Origin of the sequence: Sulfurospirillum arsenophilum NBRC 109478, from assembly GCF_000813345.1 — a bacterium.
GTDB lineage: Bacteria > Campylobacterota > Campylobacteria > Campylobacterales > Sulfurospirillaceae > Sulfurospirillum > Sulfurospirillum arsenophilum.
Map to the genome: position 1 here is coordinate 230934 of NZ_BBQF01000003.1, position 16284 is coordinate 247217.

17 protein-coding genes are annotated in these 16284 nt (G+C 39.6%); 8 read left to right on the top strand and 9 right to left on the bottom strand.

Features of this window, described 5'->3' with window-relative positions; translation table 11 throughout:
* The first annotated feature begins 13 nt into the window (after positions 1-13).
* From SAR02S_RS08800 to SAR02S_RS08810, 3 genes are read left to right on the top strand one after another with little or no spacing between them, the layout of a single operon-like run.
* Positions 14-2839 carry a formate dehydrogenase subunit alpha gene (locus SAR02S_RS08800; RefSeq protein ID WP_439645584.1) on the top strand — a complete coding sequence of 942 codons (2826 nt, stop codon included), beginning with the start codon at positions 14-16 and terminating at the stop codon, positions 2837-2839.
* Positions 2840-2861: 22 nt separating this feature from the next.
* Positions 2862-3416: a formate dehydrogenase FDH3 subunit beta gene (gene fdh3B / locus SAR02S_RS08805; RefSeq protein ID WP_041959417.1), complete on the top strand. Its 555-nt coding sequence runs from the start codon at positions 2862-2864 to the stop codon at positions 3414-3416.
* Between the two features lie 10 nt (positions 3417-3426).
* On the top strand, positions 3427-4326 hold the full coding sequence (locus SAR02S_RS08810) for a formate dehydrogenase subunit gamma (protein ID WP_041958888.1): 900 nt from the start codon (positions 3427-3429) through the stop codon (positions 4324-4326).
* Positions 4327-4453: 127 nt separating this feature from the next.
* Here the strand turns inward: SAR02S_RS08810 and SAR02S_RS08815 are convergent, their stop codons facing one another.
* From SAR02S_RS08815 to crcB, 7 genes are all read right to left on the bottom strand, one after another.
* Positions 4454-5296 (bottom strand): helix-turn-helix domain-containing protein, encoded by an 843-nt coding sequence (locus SAR02S_RS08815; protein WP_041958890.1) that lies wholly within the window; start codon positions 5294-5296, stop codon positions 4454-4456.
* Between the two features lie 65 nt (positions 5297-5361).
* Positions 5362-5799: a DoxX family protein gene (locus SAR02S_RS08820; RefSeq protein ID WP_041958892.1), complete on the bottom strand. Its 438-nt coding sequence runs from the start codon at positions 5797-5799 to the stop codon at positions 5362-5364.
* Positions 5800-6059: 260 nt separating this feature from the next.
* Positions 6060-6542 carry a YceI family protein gene (locus tag SAR02S_RS08825; protein ID WP_041958894.1) on the bottom strand — a complete coding sequence of 161 codons (483 nt, stop codon included), beginning with the start codon at positions 6540-6542 and terminating at the stop codon, positions 6060-6062.
* A 17-nt stretch (positions 6543-6559) separates the two neighbouring features.
* On the bottom strand, positions 6560-7957 hold the full coding sequence (locus tag SAR02S_RS08830; RefSeq protein WP_041958896.1) for a hypothetical protein: 1398 nt from the start codon (positions 7955-7957) through the stop codon (positions 6560-6562).
* Between the two features lie 73 nt (positions 7958-8030).
* On the bottom strand, positions 8031-8843 hold the full coding sequence (locus SAR02S_RS13240) for a helix-turn-helix domain-containing protein (protein ID WP_052433583.1): 813 nt from the start codon (positions 8841-8843) through the stop codon (positions 8031-8033).
* A 555-nt stretch (positions 8844-9398) separates the two neighbouring features.
* Positions 9399-9710: a DUF190 domain-containing protein gene (locus SAR02S_RS08840; RefSeq protein WP_041958899.1), complete on the bottom strand. Its 312-nt coding sequence runs from the start codon at positions 9708-9710 to the stop codon at positions 9399-9401.
* Positions 9707-10096, bottom strand: coding sequence for a fluoride efflux transporter CrcB (crcB, locus tag SAR02S_RS08845; protein WP_041958901.1), 390 nt, complete (start codon positions 10094-10096; stop codon positions 9707-9709). Before crcB ends, SAR02S_RS08840 begins: the two co-directional genes overlap by 4 nt.
* 280 nt (positions 10097-10376) lie before the next feature.
* On the opposite strand from crcB, the gene SAR02S_RS08850 reads away from it, so the two are divergent.
* From SAR02S_RS08850 to SAR02S_RS08870, 5 genes are all read left to right on the top strand, one after another.
* Positions 10377-11396: a sulfate ABC transporter substrate-binding protein gene (locus tag SAR02S_RS08850; protein WP_041958903.1), complete on the top strand. Its 1020-nt coding sequence runs from the start codon at positions 10377-10379 to the stop codon at positions 11394-11396.
* Between the two features lie 26 nt (positions 11397-11422).
* Positions 11423-12223 carry a sulfate ABC transporter permease subunit CysT gene (cysT, locus tag SAR02S_RS08855; protein WP_232294027.1) on the top strand — a complete coding sequence of 267 codons (801 nt, stop codon included), beginning with the start codon at positions 11423-11425 and terminating at the stop codon, positions 12221-12223.
* Positions 12224-12230: 7 nt separating this feature from the next.
* The gene (gene cysW, locus SAR02S_RS08860) at positions 12231-13067 is read left to right on the top strand and encodes a sulfate ABC transporter permease subunit CysW (protein WP_041958906.1); all 837 of its coding nucleotides are present in this window, start codon (positions 12231-12233) and stop codon (positions 13065-13067) included.
* Between the two features lie 9 nt (positions 13068-13076).
* On the top strand, positions 13077-14156 hold the full coding sequence (locus tag SAR02S_RS08865) for a sulfate/molybdate ABC transporter ATP-binding protein (protein WP_041958908.1): 1080 nt from the start codon (positions 13077-13079) through the stop codon (positions 14154-14156).
* Positions 14157-14242: 86 nt separating this feature from the next.
* Positions 14243-14452, top strand: coding sequence for a TOBE domain-containing protein (locus SAR02S_RS08870; protein WP_041958910.1), 210 nt, complete (start codon positions 14243-14245; stop codon positions 14450-14452).
* Positions 14453-14491: 39 nt separating this feature from the next.
* Here SAR02S_RS08870 and SAR02S_RS08875 read toward each other — a convergent pair whose 3' ends face one another.
* Both SAR02S_RS08875 and SAR02S_RS08880 read right to left on the bottom strand, forming a co-directional pair.
* A complete protein-coding gene (locus SAR02S_RS08875; protein WP_041958912.1) occupies positions 14492-15256 on the bottom strand; it encodes a class I SAM-dependent methyltransferase in 765 nt (254 codons plus the stop codon).
* A 97-nt stretch (positions 15257-15353) separates the two neighbouring features.
* Positions 15354-16127 carry a TOBE domain-containing protein gene (locus tag SAR02S_RS08880; protein ID WP_041958913.1) on the bottom strand — a complete coding sequence of 258 codons (774 nt, stop codon included), beginning with the start codon at positions 16125-16127 and terminating at the stop codon, positions 15354-15356.
* Positions 16128-16284 lie beyond the last annotated feature (157 nt).

A 16284-nucleotide genomic window follows, 5' to 3' on the forward strand; every position in this document is an offset into this window, starting at 1 on the left:
GATGAGTAAAGAGATGTTAAAAGACGCCTCTTTGCACATGGGAAGACGATCATTTCTTAAAATGGCAGCGATCGGAGCGAGTTTTGGAGCAGGCAGCGCGTTTGCATCCAGTGACTCAATCAGACCAGCCACAGAAGAAGAAGTGAAAAATCCTTTCCCTGGTAGCAAGAGAGTTAAAACGATTTGTAGCATTTGTTCTGCAGGTTGCGGAATTATTGCTGAAGTTCAAAACGGTGTGTGGGTACGTCAAGATGTGGCACAAGATCACCCAATCAGTGAAGGTAGCCATTGTTGTAAAGGTATCGATCAGATTGATTTGGTTAAAAGTACACAACGTATTAAGTATCCTCTGAAAAAAGTCGATGGAAAATGGCAAAGAATCAGTTGGGATCAAGCTGTTAATGAGATTTCAGAGAAAATGCTTAAAATGCGTGCCGAGAATGGCCCAGATATCGTAGAATTTTTAGGTTCTGCAAAATTCAGCTTGCAACAGGCTTTCTATTTTAGAAAATTTGCTGCAATGTGGGGAACAAACAATATTGACCACGTAGCTAGAATTTGACATAGTGCTTCCGTCGCAGGTGCTGCGAATACATTTGGATACGGTGCTATGACACAACAATTCGGCGATGCTGTTAATGCAAAAGTCATTATGATGATTGGTGCAAACTCAGCCGTTGCAAACCCTATTGGTTTTAAACACTTCTTACAAGCAAAAGACCGTAATGGTACAAAATTGATCGTTGTTGATCCAATTTATACCAGAAGTGCGGCAAAAGCAGACCTCTACCTACGTATTCGTTCAGGTACAGACATTGCATTTGTGTACGGCATGCTTCACATCATCTTCAAAAATGGTTGGGAAGATAAAGAATTTATCGACACACGCTCTTACGCAATGGATCAAATCCGCGCAGAAGCTGCCAAATGGACACCAGAACTCACTTCTGATGTTACAGGTATTCCGGTCGATCAAATCATTCAAGCAACAACACTTTTTGCTAAAAATACACCAAGCGCTATTGCATGGTCATTGGGTATTACACAACACAGTGTTGGCTCATCAAATACTAGAATCCTTCCTATCCTTCAAATTGCTCTTGGAAACATGGGTAAAAAAGGTGGTGGACTTTACATCATTCGTGGACATGACAACGTTCAAGGTGCAACCGATATGGGTAACCTTGCAGACTCACTTTCCGGCTATTATGGTCTTGAAGATGGTGCTTGGAAATACTTCGCACAATCTTGGGGTGTGGATTATGAATGGCTCAAAGGCAGGTTCTTTGAGAAAAAATGGATGAATGAAAAAGGTTACTCGCTTTCTCAATGGTGGCAAGGTGTTCTTCAAGAGGTAAAAACATACTCTTCAGCACCGGTTCGTGCCGTTTGGATTCAAGGAACAGGTATTACTTCCATGTCTCAACAAGCGAAAATCAAAGAGGCATTGGACAAGCTTGATTTAGTTGTTATTGCAGAGCCATTTGTCAACGAAGCCGCTGTTCTTACAAGCCGAAAAGATGGCATTTATATCTTACCTGTTGCAACTCAATTTGAGTGTGAAGGAACGGTTACCGCAACAAATCGCTCAAGTCAGTGGAGAAGTAAAGTTGTTGAGCCTTTATATGAGAGCAAGTCTGACGAAGAAGTCATGTTCCTTTTTGCAAAGAAATTTGGTTTCTACAATGAGTTTGTTCAGGGTATGAAAATGGACGTGAAAGACGGCAAAGTTGTTCAAGTTAAAGACGACTTTAAATGGCCAGATGACGCTGTTCGTGAGATCGCTAGAACGATTAAATCCATTGGTCTTAGTGGATGGACACCGGAGCGTCTTCGCGCTCATCAAGAAAACTGGCATATGTTTGATCCTGTCACCCTAGAGGGAAAAGGACCGATGAAAGGTCAGTACTATGGTCTTCCATGGCCTTGTTGGGATGACAAACATCCAGGTTCTCCTATCCTTTACCGTCGTGATGTTCCTGTGGCTGAGGGTGGCATGGGCTTTAGAAATCGCTTTGGTTTAGAGCACAATGGTGTCAGTCAACTTGCAGCTGAAAGTATTACGGTAGCAGGTTCAAAAGTGAAGGGTGGCTATCCACAACTCACCAAAGAAAACATCGAGAAAGTACTTGGTATTACATTGACTGAGGCTGAAAAAGCACAGATGGGACCAAGTTGGGCGATGGACTATAGTGGACTCATTCAGCAAAAAGCACGCGAAGCGGGTGTTTGTGTTTATGGAAATGCAAGAGCTAGAACTATTGTTTGGGAATTCCCAGATCCAGTGCCATTGCACCGTGAACCACTTCACTCACCGCGTTGGGATTTGGTCGCAAAATATCCGACCTACGAAGATCAGCCGAAAAACTTCCGTGTTGAGACGAAATTTAAGTCTGAGCAACAAAAACAAGACTGGTCAAAAGATTTCCCAACCATGTTAGTCAGTATGAGGGTTGTTAACCTCTCAGGCGCTGGTATGTTAGAGCGAACGAGCAAATACCTTTCAGCGATTACGCCAGAGATGTTCTGTAACATTCACCCTGATTTAGCGCTTAGTCATGGCATTAAAGATCGCGATATGATGTGGATTCATGCGCCACACGGCACCAAGATCAAGGTCAAAGCGTACCATAACCACAGTGTAACACCGGATCGTATTTGTATGCCGTATAACTTTGCGGGTGTTTTCCAAGGTATCGATTTGAGTGCGAATTACCCAGAAGGTACGAAACCGTATGCTATCGGTGAGAGCTCAAACACCATTACTAACTATGGTTTTGACGTTATCACACAAATTTCAGAGTTCAACGCTGGTCTATGCCGCGTAGAGAAAGCATAGGGGGTGGCCAATGAGTAATGAAATGTCAAGAATGAAATTTTACTGTGATGATCACAGATGTATTGAGTGTTTTGCGTGTTCCGTTGCATGTGCTGAGGCGCATGAACTTCCAACGGGTATTAGTCGTCGTAAAGTCATTACACTTTTTGATGGTATTGAAGGTAAAGAAGTCTCAACATCAATAGCGTGTATGCATTGTACAGACGCACCATGCGAGCAAGTATGCCCAGTGGATTGTTTCTATATCAGAGAGGACGGAATCGTTCTTCATGATAAAAATAAATGTATCGGTTGTGGTTACTGCTTGTACGCATGCCCATTTGGTGCTCCACAATTCCCAAGAGATGGTGCCTTCGGCGCTAAGGGAGCAATGGATAAATGTACCATGTGTGCTGGTGGACCTTTAGAGACAAACTCAGAAAAAGAGAGACATCTCTATGGTCAAAATAGAATCGCTGAGGGAAAAGTGCCTATGTGTGCGGCAGTGTGTTCAACCAATGCACTCCTTGTTGGCGATGCCGAGAGTGTCTCAAACATTTACCGTAAAAGGGTAGCAGGTCGAGGTAAAGGTGTATAAAGGAGCAGCGATGAGAAGATATATGTATATGTTCATTGCGTTCCTGAGTTTGGCATCAGTGGCAATGGCCGCTGATAGCCAAATCTGGGGAGAGATGCGCATCCAAAACATTCTAGGATACGGACAAGAGGAATCCTTGAAATTAGGACCCTTGTTCACTATGCTCCAACACCAATACTTCGCATGGATATTCCTAGGAGTGTTGATCGGAGTACCAGGAGCATTCTTTATCCATTATAAGATTATAGGCCCCAAAGTGTTTCCACACAGTGAAAAGAAATACTACGCCTTTAACCTCTATAATAGAATAATCCACCAAGTAGCAGCAGTCAGTTTCTTGGTCATCATACCAACAGGATTCATTATCGTCTTTGGTGACTTCTTTGGTGGTGGAACACTGGTTAGAATGGCAAAGAACCTCCATGGTATCTTTACCATACCTTTTACGATTGTAGTCATTCCAATGGCACTCATGTGGGTTAAAGAAGCAATCTTTAACTGGGATGATGTTAAATGGTTGATGATTGTCGGAGGATACTTATCCAAAGAGAAAAAACCAATCTTGGCAGGTAAGTTTAACTGTGGTCAAAAGATGTGGTACTGGGTAGCAATACTCGGAGGAATTACAATGATCCTCAGTGGAGCTTTCATGTTCTTCCTAGACTTTAAAATGCAAATGTTGCATGATCTTACAGGAATGAGTCAAATTGACCTGCTAAGAGCAGCAGCCATTATCCATAATGTCATGGGCTTTGCAGTGTTAGCACTGTTTATAACCCATGTGTATATGTCCATGTTCGCTATTAAAGGAGCAGTGCATAGTATTATTACAGGATATGTCGAAGAAGAAGAAGTCAAAATCCTTCACAGTACATGGTATAAAAAGCTTAAGGATCAGGGTAAGTTTTGATTTTTACACGCTTCCCAAGCCAAGCTTGAAAAGCTACGTTGGACACTAGGTCACTAAAGCTTGCCTCTTGCGAGGCAGAAAAAGTGTTTACATGTAAAGTGAGCAAGCCCCAGAAATGGGGCTTGTATTAAAGTGATTCTTTACGAAATACGATAGGTGTAAGTCCTGTTTCTCTTTTAAAAAAACGACTAAAATAAGCTGCATCCTCAAAGCCTAAAGCGGAAGCAATTTCGTTTGAGTTCATTCCTGTATAGCAAAGCAATCTTTTGGCTTCAATAACTGTTTTGGAGCGAATGTATTCACCACATGGAATGCCGGTATACTCTTTAACGGCATGATTGAGTACTTTGAGCGAAATTTTGAGTTTTTTGGCATAGAATGCCGGTGTTTGGATTTTGTAATTATTGGTTTCTAAAAGAGTATTGAGTGAACCAAAAATAGTTGTTTGTGTGTTTTCATTGACGACATTGGGTAGAAGTCTTTGGACTTGAATAAGAAATAGTTTTAATAAGTTGTTAATGGTACACTGCTTAAGTGTTTTTTCGCTCTTGAATTCTTCATGCAAACTAAGTAATAAACCCTCCAATGAACTGTACGCAGGCTCTTCGACTAATAAATAATCAAAATTAAAAATGGAAAGATTTTCTAAGAAAGTTTTTTCTGCAAAAACAGAAAGATCAAAGCGAAGTAAAACCCCTTGAAATTCTCCAGTATAAATAGGTAAGTGTATTTGTGATGGTAACATGAGGTATAACGAGCCTTTTTGCATAGGCCTATCGGTAAAGTCAATTCTCATAATGCCATTCCCTTTTTCAACAAAAATAATTTCGTAAAAAGGGTGTCTGTGCGGAAGAGGGGGAGGTGTTCCCTCTGGAAGTGCGGCATGTTTAACTTGCCCAATAAAAAAATTCTTATCTTCGTTAGGGCTATTAGGATCTATGTCATAAAAGAGTTTAATTTCAGTCGTCATTCATGTTTCCTTTTCACGCAAATACCAAGAATGGGAGCGATATAAAAATATCGCTTTTGCGTGATTTATTTCTGGTAATGTTGAAATTTACTATCTATACTGTACTTTCCTGCGCCTAAAAAAGCGATTGAAAGCGATACTAAAAAATAGAATAAAGGAAGTTCAATTAAAGGACCTCCTGTTTTAGCATCTAAGATCAAAAATTTATCTGAAAAAGCAAGGTACATAGCAGCCATCATCGTAGTGCTTAAGATAATAGCACTCAACCTTGTAAAAAGCCCAACGATAAGTAAAAATGGAATGATAAGCTCTCCCATATAAACCCCATAGGCTAAAAATTCGGGTAGCCCAGCTTTAAATACCAATGCTTTAACACCACTTATACCATACGAAAATTTCTTAAATCCATGAAAAAGTATTAAGATAGCAATACTAAGGCGTAAAAGGAGTTTCCCACTTTCTGCTGTTAAATACTGCGCTAATTTATTTTCTATATACATCATTACTTACTCCTTGTTCTATTGTGCGCAAGAAGTATAGCAACTTTGTTTCCATGTAAAAATAGATTTTCACGGTATATAATTGTACTTTTATGCCAACAAATGATTTAAAAGTACAATTATATAGGAACTTTTATAAAAAGGACTACAGATATTAGGATCTATCCTAAAATCTGTAATCCTCATAGGGATATTCAAGGAGATAGAAGAGAGGAAGCTTGGCGGCAAAAACCCTCTCTTCTTGGATAATAGGTAAACGGATCTTATTTTTTGATGTCGTATTTAACGGTTACTTCATCACCTGATTTAATTGCACCGAACATAACAGATGGGATTTCAAGACCAAATTCTGTCATTTTCACTTTAAAATTACCAGATACATGATCAAGTGTCAAAACTTCTGGTTTTAAAGTTTGTGTTCGCTCTTTATCTAGTACTTTAAAAATACCTTTGATTGTGCCTGCCGCTAAATCAGCTTCGAGAAGTTTAAATGTAATCACATTGTTGCGATCAATTTTAAGTGTCTCATAGGCTTTCTCATCAAGTCCTTCATCACCACTTTTGAGTGTTTTAATTTGAACAGAGACGTTCAATTTTGTAATTTTAGAACCATCATTTTCGAAAGCAACATCGGTTTTATTAGAGACCATTTTCCAATCATGTAATGTTGATGTCCCATGAATCTCAATATTTTCCGCATAAACCAAGCCTGACAAAAGCAAAAGGCTACAAATCAATTTTTTCACATTAAATCCTTATAATATTAGAAGCTAAGAGATGCGTTGACCATAAAGCCTTTAAATTCAGCATCGCCATTTTGATAGATAGAGAATTTCTCACGTTTTTGATCAATATATTCAAATTTAGCAACAGCATTTTTAGAGAGGAACCAACCAAGTCCTAACTGCCATTGTGTCAACTCAGCATCACCAAAATCGTTGAATGCATCAGCATATTTCACAACAGCATTTTCGTAACGCGCAGCAGCCCAGAATTTGTCATTGTTAAAACGTTGAACAAGATCAACTGCATAATGGTTCATTTTCATTGATTTATCATAAACGTCTGCACCATCAGCAATTTCATACATACCATACAATTCTGTATCTTTGTATTTCAAGAAGAGGTTGGTTTTAGAAGCAAGAATGTCAGCTGCAGATTTTGAGACATAAGTACCATCTGGATTTTTAGTTGTAGCTGGTGTATGAATATAACCTGACATTGCATTCCATCCAGATGACATAGAATCAGATGCTCCTGTACCAAGGACGTTCGTAATGACATTACCTGCTTTATCACTAGAGTATAAGTCATTTCTATTTGAGCCGCTAATAGAATAGATAGATTGAGTTGCTCTGAATCTCAAATCATCAGTATATTCGTGATCAAAACCTATTTTTCCATAAATACCATAACGGTTGCTACTTGCACTACCTGTAATAGCGTCATAATCAGTTTTCGCAACATCTTGTGGGTTCGCTTGGCCATTGGTAATACCGACCATAGCGAAAGAGCTAATAGCTGGCATGCGGTATAGAATCTCTACGTGAGTACCTTGTAAGTAACCCTCGACACCCATGTTAGTAATAAATGGATTTCTCATAACATTAGCATTATCAGTTCTACGGTATTGATCATCACCATAGTTAATATCATTTACACCGATTTTAATGGTTGTATCTTTCATAATACTTGAGAGAAAGCCAGGTGCAATAAAATCTAGGTTATCAATGGTTGCATAACCACCTTTAACATAGGTATCATTGTGATGGTGACTTGCCAGCATGGTTTGCAATTTTACATTAAAACCACTCATGATTTTTGCATTAATATCTAGATTTGCAGTAGGTAAAATAAGGCCTGATTCGATAGGTGTATCGGTAACAGTGTTGGATGTGAACCCACTTGCATTAGGTTTTGTAGCAGCAGTGATAGGATATGGCCCACCAGCAGGCGTTGTAGCTAGCGTAGGTAGAGCTACACCTGTATAGTTTTGACTCAAACCTTGAAAGTAAAAGGATAAATCAGTAGCAAAACTAACTTCAGGTTTACCACTAAAACCAGATGTGTCTTTTTCTGGTTCAAATTGTTGATTGAGCTTAGCACTCGCCAAAGTGCCACAGACGACTGTACTTAAAAGTACGACAGCGAATTTTTTCATTTTAATTCCTCCAAAATTTAATTTCAGATAAATTATAACTTGTAATATTTTTTTTTAAAATGGATTTTGGTTATTAAAAATTGTACTTTTCTTCTGTAGTACTGCGAAAGTATTTAGGAGCAACTCCAACCTCTCTTTTGAAGAAACGACTAAAATATGCAGGATCAATAAAACCCAAATGATCGGCAATTTCATTGCATGTCATTGAGTCATATTTTAAAAGTCTTTTTGCTTCGAGCATGGTTTTAGAACGGATGTATTCACTACTGTTAAGTCCCGTAATTTCTTTAATAGATTGGTTCAGGAGCTTGATACTTGTTTTAAGTTTTTTAGCATAATATGTTGTGGGTGTGAGCTGGTAGTTGTTTTGTTCCATAATATCGTTAAGTTTTGAAAACAAGGCATTGGTTGCATGAGAAGATGGTATAGCGGGCAATGTTCTTTTGACATAAATAAGTAAAATATTGAGCAAATTACTAATGGTACACTCTTTGAAAGATCGTGTTGCTTTATACTCTGCAAGAAGGCTTGATAAAACATTTTCAATTGCTTTAAATTCACTTTCATTGACATTGACCGCGTCAAAATTAAAAATGGATAAGTGATCGCTAAAAGATTTATCGGTGAAAATTGAAATATCAAATTTCAGCATATAGGCATCGAGGTTGTTTGTATATTCCCATCCGTGGATACGTCCAGGGGAGACTAAAAAAAGAGTATTTTTTTGTATGTTGTAACTTTGGCAATCGATGAAAAGGGTACCTTCTCCTCCAACAATAAAAAATAATTCGTAACAAGAGTGTTTGTGTCTTGGAACGGGAGGGTAAGATTCCATTCTTTCTATTCTAAAACTCTCTTCCGCAAAATTAAAAATAGGTGCTGTCATGATAATTCCTTTTACAACAATTCTTACTTTAAATATCAAGAAAACCTTTGATATTTTTTCGTCATTTATCGATAAACAAAGAGCCAAATGCACACTCATATAAACCTTAAAGAATTCATATGTTGGAGAAGTATATCAGATAGCTCAGGGGGATATAAATGGATTTAAAGGAGAAATAATTGCACTTTTAAGCCTACCAGCGTTTTAAAAGTGTTATTTATGTTACATAATTATTCATTATGACACCATTTTATGGTGTTTTGGAGTGATTCTTGTACTTTTGATATATGTGATAAAATATCTTGTGTTATAAAAATTCAATATTGTATGAGCAGTTGTTAAATAAAAATGTAGAAAATGTTCTTTAGAAGCTAAAGGGAAAAACTTTAAAATATGAGTCTTTACTTTTTCCGTCACAATAATAAGTGCAGTTGTTATTTCAACAATTGATGTATGAATAAAAGCGATCATAGAATAGACTTAACATTGTTCAAAAAAACCAGAAGTCTTGTAAACTAAAGAAAGTTTATTTTTACATGTAAACGATGTTCGTGTTTAAACTGTTCCATACTCTATGGCAGTTTTAGTGTAAAAAAGTCCCAATTTTTCTTCGTTTAAAAGAGCAAAAAGTTTTTCACATTCAGCTTCATTGACATTCATGATAATCTCAAGTGGTTCATCCGCCAGCTCAAAGAAATTTGAAGAGTGCAATTTCCCATCTCTTCCAATACCTTGAGATGCATGCAAAATAGTGACGCCCTTAATACCAATTTTTTCAGTAACATCAACCAGCCAATGGCTAATATGTTCACCATTAGAGTGTTTACGACTTTGTAGGGTTGAAAAAACGAGTTGAAAACCTTTCATAAGCTTCCTTTTTGAAGTAGGGTATAACTGGCAATGCCAAAGAGTGTCATCATGATAGAACCCATTACATGTAAAAGAACTGCCACAATGCTCATGCTAAGACGTCCTTCTTGAATGAGGGTAACGATCTCGGCGCTAAAGGTACTAAACGTGGTGAGTCCGCCTAAAAAACCTGTGATAATAAAAAGTCGCCATTCTGGTGCTAAGGCTGTATTTGAAGCAAAAAAAGCGATGAATAGTCCGATGAGATAACCGCCAATAAGATTGGCGCTTAGCGTTCCAAGAGGAATGGACGGGTAAATGCTGTTTAATTTAGTGCCCAAAGACCAGCGTAAAAGTGCGCCAAAACCAGCACCTGAAAAAATAGCCAAAATGGTGTAAAACATCCCCAAAACCTTTCGTGGAATTTGCTGAGATTATAACATAACTCCTTCAAAAGAGAAGATGAACCCTCTTTATACATTACTAAATCGCTTGATATTGTTGACAATAAGAAAAGAATCTGCTATTATTTCGTCAATTCAAAACAAGGAGGTAAACCATGAAGTCCAGTCAAGCCATTGTTCATGGAAAGAATGCTCATGTTTTTCATCTGATGTGTTGCTAAAAAAACGTTTACATGTAAAAAGAAACCCGATCAATAGCACAAAAGTAAAAGGAAAAAACATGAAATTCTTAAAATCAAAAAGCCTCTTTGGAGTAGCCATAGCAGTTTTGGCGCTTGTTGCGCCTTTCATTCACGCTGCAGACATTACTTTGCTCAATGTCTCCTATGATCCAACAAGAGAGTTTTACAAAGAGTACAACCAAGCCTTTGCAAAACATTGGAAAGAGCTTAAAGGCGATACGGTAACCGTGCGTCAATCACACGGTGGTTCAGGTGCGCAAGCAAGAAGTGTCATTGATGGTTTAGATGCCGATGTCGTCACCTTAGCCCTTGCCTATGATGTCGATGCCATTGCTGAAAAGGCACATGCGATTGACCCTAATTGGCAAAAACGATTCACGCATAATAGTGCTCCTTATACTTCTACTATCGTTTTTTTAGTGCGTAAAGGCAATCCAAAAGGAATTAAAGATTGGGATGATTTAGCAAAGTCAGACGTTAAAGTCATCACGCCAAACCCGAAAACTTCAGGTGGTGCTAGATGGAATCATTTAGCAGCATGGGGTTATGGACTTGAAAAATACGGTAGTGAAGATAAAGCCAGAGAATTCGTCTCTAAAATCTATGCGAATGTTCCAGTACTTGATTCAGGAGCAAGAGGTGCAACCAATACCTTTGTTCAAAGAGGCTTAGGAGATGTGCTTATTGCTTGGGAGAATGAAGCGATTTTATCCATTAATGAACTTGGACGTGATAAGTTTGACATTGTCGTTCCTAGCATTAGCATTCTTGCAGAACCAAGTGTCAGCATCGTCGATAAAAATGTAGCAAAAAAAGGAACGAAAGAGGTAGCAACAGCTTATTTGCAATACCTCTATTCTAAAGAAGGACAGAGAATTGCAGCCAAAAATTACTATCGTCCAACGGATCCTGAAATCGTAAAAGAGAGCGAATCCACATTCCCAAAACTTAAACTCTTTAGCATTGATGCGCTCTTTAATGGATGGGGTGAAGCTCAGAAAAAACACTTTGCCGACGGTGGCGAATTTGATAAGATCTTTGCTTCTATCAAGCGATGAAGTGGCACTTTAGAAAACCAAGTGTCTTGCCAGGTTTTGGCTTGACGCTTGGCTTTAGCCTGACCTATGTGACCCTCTTAGTGCTTATACCTCTAGGAGGGTTACTGCTTTATACAACCAAGCTTTCGTGGAGCGAATTTGGTGCCGTCATCCTTGATCCTAGAGTACTAGCTTCCTTTAAACTTAGCTTTGGAGCGAGCCTTATTGCGGCGGTTGTCAACCTCTTTTTTGGACTGATCGTTGCGTGGACTTTAGCTAGGTATAACTTTTTTGGTAAAAAAATTGTTGATGCACTGGTTGATTTGCCCTTCGCGCTTCCTACGGCAGTTGCGGGTATTGCCTTGGCGGCTATTTTTGCACAAAATGGCTGGATAGGCTCATTTTTAGAGCCTTTAGGTATTCAAATTGCCTATTCTAGGGCGGGCGTTGTGGTTGCTCTTGTGTTCATAGGACTTCCTTTTGTGGTGCGTACCGTTCAGCCCGTCATCGAAGAGTTTGAAAAAGAGTTTGAAGAGGTGTCGACAAGTCTTGGAGCAAGCTGGTGGCAAACGTTTAGCAGGGTGATTTTACCCTCTTTAATGCCAGCTCTTTTGACAGGCTTTGCACTCTCGTTTGCAAGAGCACTGGGTGAGTACGGCTCCATCATTTTTATCTCAAGCAATATGCCCTTTGTAAGCGAAATCGTACCGCTTATCATCGTGACCAAGCTTTCACAGTTTGATTATGTTGGTGCAACAGCGGTGGGAACGGTGATGTTACTGGCGACCTTTGTGATTTTATTTTTTATCAATGCGATTCAGATTTACAGTCGCGAAAAAAGTTTATAGGAAGATAATGCAAACAGAACATCGCTTAGAGCCTAAGTGGCTTAAACCGCTTTTGCTGGGTACAACACTTCTTTTCTTAGGAATTTTCTTAGCGCTTCCTTTGGGCGTGGTATTTAGTGAAGCTCTAGCAAAAGGCTGGAGCGTTTACTGGGAATCTATCAGTGAGCCAGACGCCATTGCAGCGATTAAACTCACACTTTTAGTGGTTTTAATTACCGTTCCGCTCAATACTATTTTTGGGGTGGCCACTGCTTGGCTTATTGCTAAGTTTGAATTTAGAGGCAAAGGGCTTCTCATCACGTTGATCGATCTTCCGTTTGCGGTTTCACCTGTCATTGCAGGTCTGATTTTCGTGCTGTTATTTGGAAGTTCGGGGTGGTTTGGAGCGTGGCTTGGCGAGCATGATATTCGCATTGTCTTTGCCACACCGGGAATTATACTTGCAACACTATTTATCACCTCGCCCTTTGTGGCACGTGAGATCATTCCTCTCATGCAAGAACAAGGCAAAGATGAAGAGGAGTCTGCCTTAACACTCGGTGCCTCAGGGTGGCAAACGTTTTGGAAAGTGACCCTTCCCAACATTAAATGGGGACTTTTATATGGTGTGATTTTAAGTAACGCTAGAGCGATGGGCGAGTTTGGTGCGGTTGCGGTTGTTTCAGGTCACATCAGAGGAATGACCACCACAATGCCTTTACATGTAGAAATTTTATACGGTGAGTACCTTTTCACAGCCGCCTTTGCGGTTGCCTCACTTTTAACTCTTTTAGCACTCGTGACATTGGTGTTAAAAAGTTTCATTGAGTGGCGCATCGGTAAAAAACGCTCACTCGCGCACTAAGGATAAACCATGAGTATTCAGATTTCAAATATTAACAAACGTTTTGATAACTTTGTCGCTCTCGATAACATTAACTTAACCATTCCCGATGGCGAACTTGTGGCACTTTTGGGCCCTTCAGGTTCAGGTAAAACGACCTTGCTTCGCATTATCGCAGGTCTGGAAGAGGCGGATAGTGGAACGATTTATTTTAACGGTGAAGATACCACGGCAACGCATGTACGTGATCGTGGTGTGGGGTTTGTGTTTCAGCACTACGCGCTTTTTCGTCACATGAGTGTGTTTGAAAATGTGGCATTTGGCCTTCGTGTCAGACCTAAAGAGACACGTCCGAGTGAAGAAGAGATCAAAGAGCGGGTGCATAAACTGCTTAAGCTTATTCAGCTGGATTGGATAGCGGGTCGCTACCCATCACAACTCTCAGGTGGTCAACGTCAACGTGTCGCATTGGCGCGCGCCCTCGCGGTAGAGCCAAAAGTGTTGTTACTCGATGAGCCTTTTGGTGCCCTTGATGCTAAAGTGCGTCAAGAATTGCGCCAGTGGCTAAGAAGTCTGCACGATGAAATTCACATCACCAGTGTGTTTGTGACGCATGACCAAGAAGAGGCACTCGAAGTTTCCGATAAAATCGTCGTGATGAATCAAGGAAAAATCGAGCAAATCGGTACTCCAGAAGAGGTGTATGACAGACCTGCCAATCCGTTTGTCTATAGCTTTTTAGGCAATGTCAATCTCTTTCATGCACGTGTAGAGCAAGGCTCTCTTCATCTTGAAAACACAGAACTGAACACGCCAGATTTAGGAAATTCAAAAGAAGCATCACTCTTTGTTCGTCCGCATGAGATACACATCAGCATAGACAATGCCCTTGGTGGTGGCATCGAAGCTAAGCTTATTGGATGGAGATTGGTAGGGCCTCGCGTGAGAGTTGAACTTGAAACACTGCACGCGCATCAAAGGGTTGAAGCAGAAATTTCTAAAGGCGAATGGCAAGCGATTAAAGCGCATGAAAATGGCTCTTTATTTGTCCATTTTGAGAGTGCCCGCATCTATACAGGCGAGGCTTCGTGGAATGATTATGTCATCTAAACTATTTACATGTAAAGCGTTTGGAATTGACAGACTATAAGGCTTTGGAGTAGCATTTTGCCATATTCAATTCCAAGGAGTGTGACATGAAATACGGCGCTAGAAATGAGATCACCGCAACCATTAAAAAGATCAAAAAAGGCACAGTTATGTGTCAAGTCGATGTGGGTGACATCATCGCGGATAAAATGAGTTCTGTTATGACCATGGAATCCATTGAAGAGATGGGACTCAAAGAGGGCGATAAAGTAAAAGTAGTTGTTAAAGCGGTGAGCGTTTTACTTATCAAAGAATAAAACTATTAAGAAGGTGCCCTAAAGTAGGGCACCTTTATGTTAAGCAACGTTCCACAAAACCATCCCTTTTTCGGCTTCGGTTGTTACATGTACTTTGTCATCCTTAATAAAGGATACTAAAATAGATTCTACAATCGCTTCATTGGGTGTTATCTCTTTGCGTTTCAGTTGATCATAGGCATACTCTTTTGCTTCATCAAAGGTGTAGGTATCGGTCCATGATGTTTCAAAAAAATCACTCTCAAAAGGAATTTTTTTCTCTTTTAAAGTCTCAATAAATTTATTGGCATTGATACATCCAGCTGAAGCGCAATCCTCTTCTTCCGTGGTATGTGCTTTGACTAAAGCTTCAACCAGTTTATTGTTGCGATATTTTCCCCAACCAATATAAATGCCCAGTCCTTTTGTAGCCCCAAGCATCTTTTCAATTTTTTGTTCATCACTAATAGCAGGCGTCATCGAAGCGATCACAATGTCGTATTTTTGATTCAATGGGAAAGCCTCCCAATCGCTTTGGTACGTATGCACTTTTGCACTCACTCCTTGCTCTTTAGCATCTTCATTCAAAGCGGCTAACATGCCTTCCGATATATCCATAGCCGTGACGTGTGCGCCTTTTTGCGCTAAAGGAATCGCAATCGTTCCAGTTCCCGCGCCGATATCTAAAATAGAAGCACCCTCAAATGAAACATTTTTATTTTGGCACCAGTTGATGATGTGATTCACATCTTTGCTCATCGAAGCATCGTTAAAACGTGGGTAGCGCTTTGCCATATTGTCCCAAAAGTTGAAGGTTGGTTCCATGAAGTATCCTTTAGTATCGTTATATACTTGAAACTATAACGAAAAATAGACATAATCACAAGTCAGTGTTGATTAAATTTCAAGCACTTAGGGAAAATTAAACGCCTAAAATAACATTGGATGCTTTAAAAAAGGCGTACGCTTCTTCATTAATTTTCAATGCTAAAGGCTCAAAGGAGTCATTGGCGATGGTTGCGGTGATGGTACTTTTGCTCTCAAGTTCTAAGGTGACTTCGGTGTTGGAAGTGTCGCTTAGAATTTGGATGATTTTACCTTTGAGTAAGTTTTCACAAGCAACTGTAGGTTTTGTTTTAGAGAGTAAAACAGAGCTGGCTTTGATAATAGCAATGGCACTCTCACCAAGATGAAGCCCTAGTTCTTGGTAGCTGCTTTTTGTGATGCTTGAGTAAATTTTATCAGCGTCTTTTATCGTCAATTCTATTGCAACATTAACGGTATCTTCGCTAATAGCGCTGATGGTACCTATGAGCTGGTTCCGCGCACTAAGTTTTAAAGAGAGGCGACTGAGGGTTTGAACGATGGTGAGAAGATCGTCGCTGTTCGCAAAAAGATCTAAAAATTGCTGGTGTTTCGCTTGCAAGTTATGAAATGCTTCAATGACCTCTTCGCCTTTAGCCGTCAATAAAGTTCCTCCACCTCCTTTTCCACCGTTTTTTTTCTCGACCAGTGGTAGTTCAGAGAGGTTGTTCATAGCATCGACGGAATCCCAAGCAGCTTTATAGCTCATCTTCATTGCTTTAGCTGCAGCGTGGATAGAGCCGTACTGGCGAATATGCTCTAAAAGCTCAATGCGCCCTTTACCAAGATAGTTTTTATCGCTTTTTTTCATCCAAAGTCGTGCTTCTAACATGCTTTTCCTGTGCGTCTTAATATGGAGTAATTAAGAAATAAGTATAGCACAAAAGCTTAACGAAGCATTTTTTGAACGGCTAGATAAAATAAGATGCCTATTTTTTAAACACAATAATGTGTATTTTATCGTTGTATTTATAAATATATTACGATAC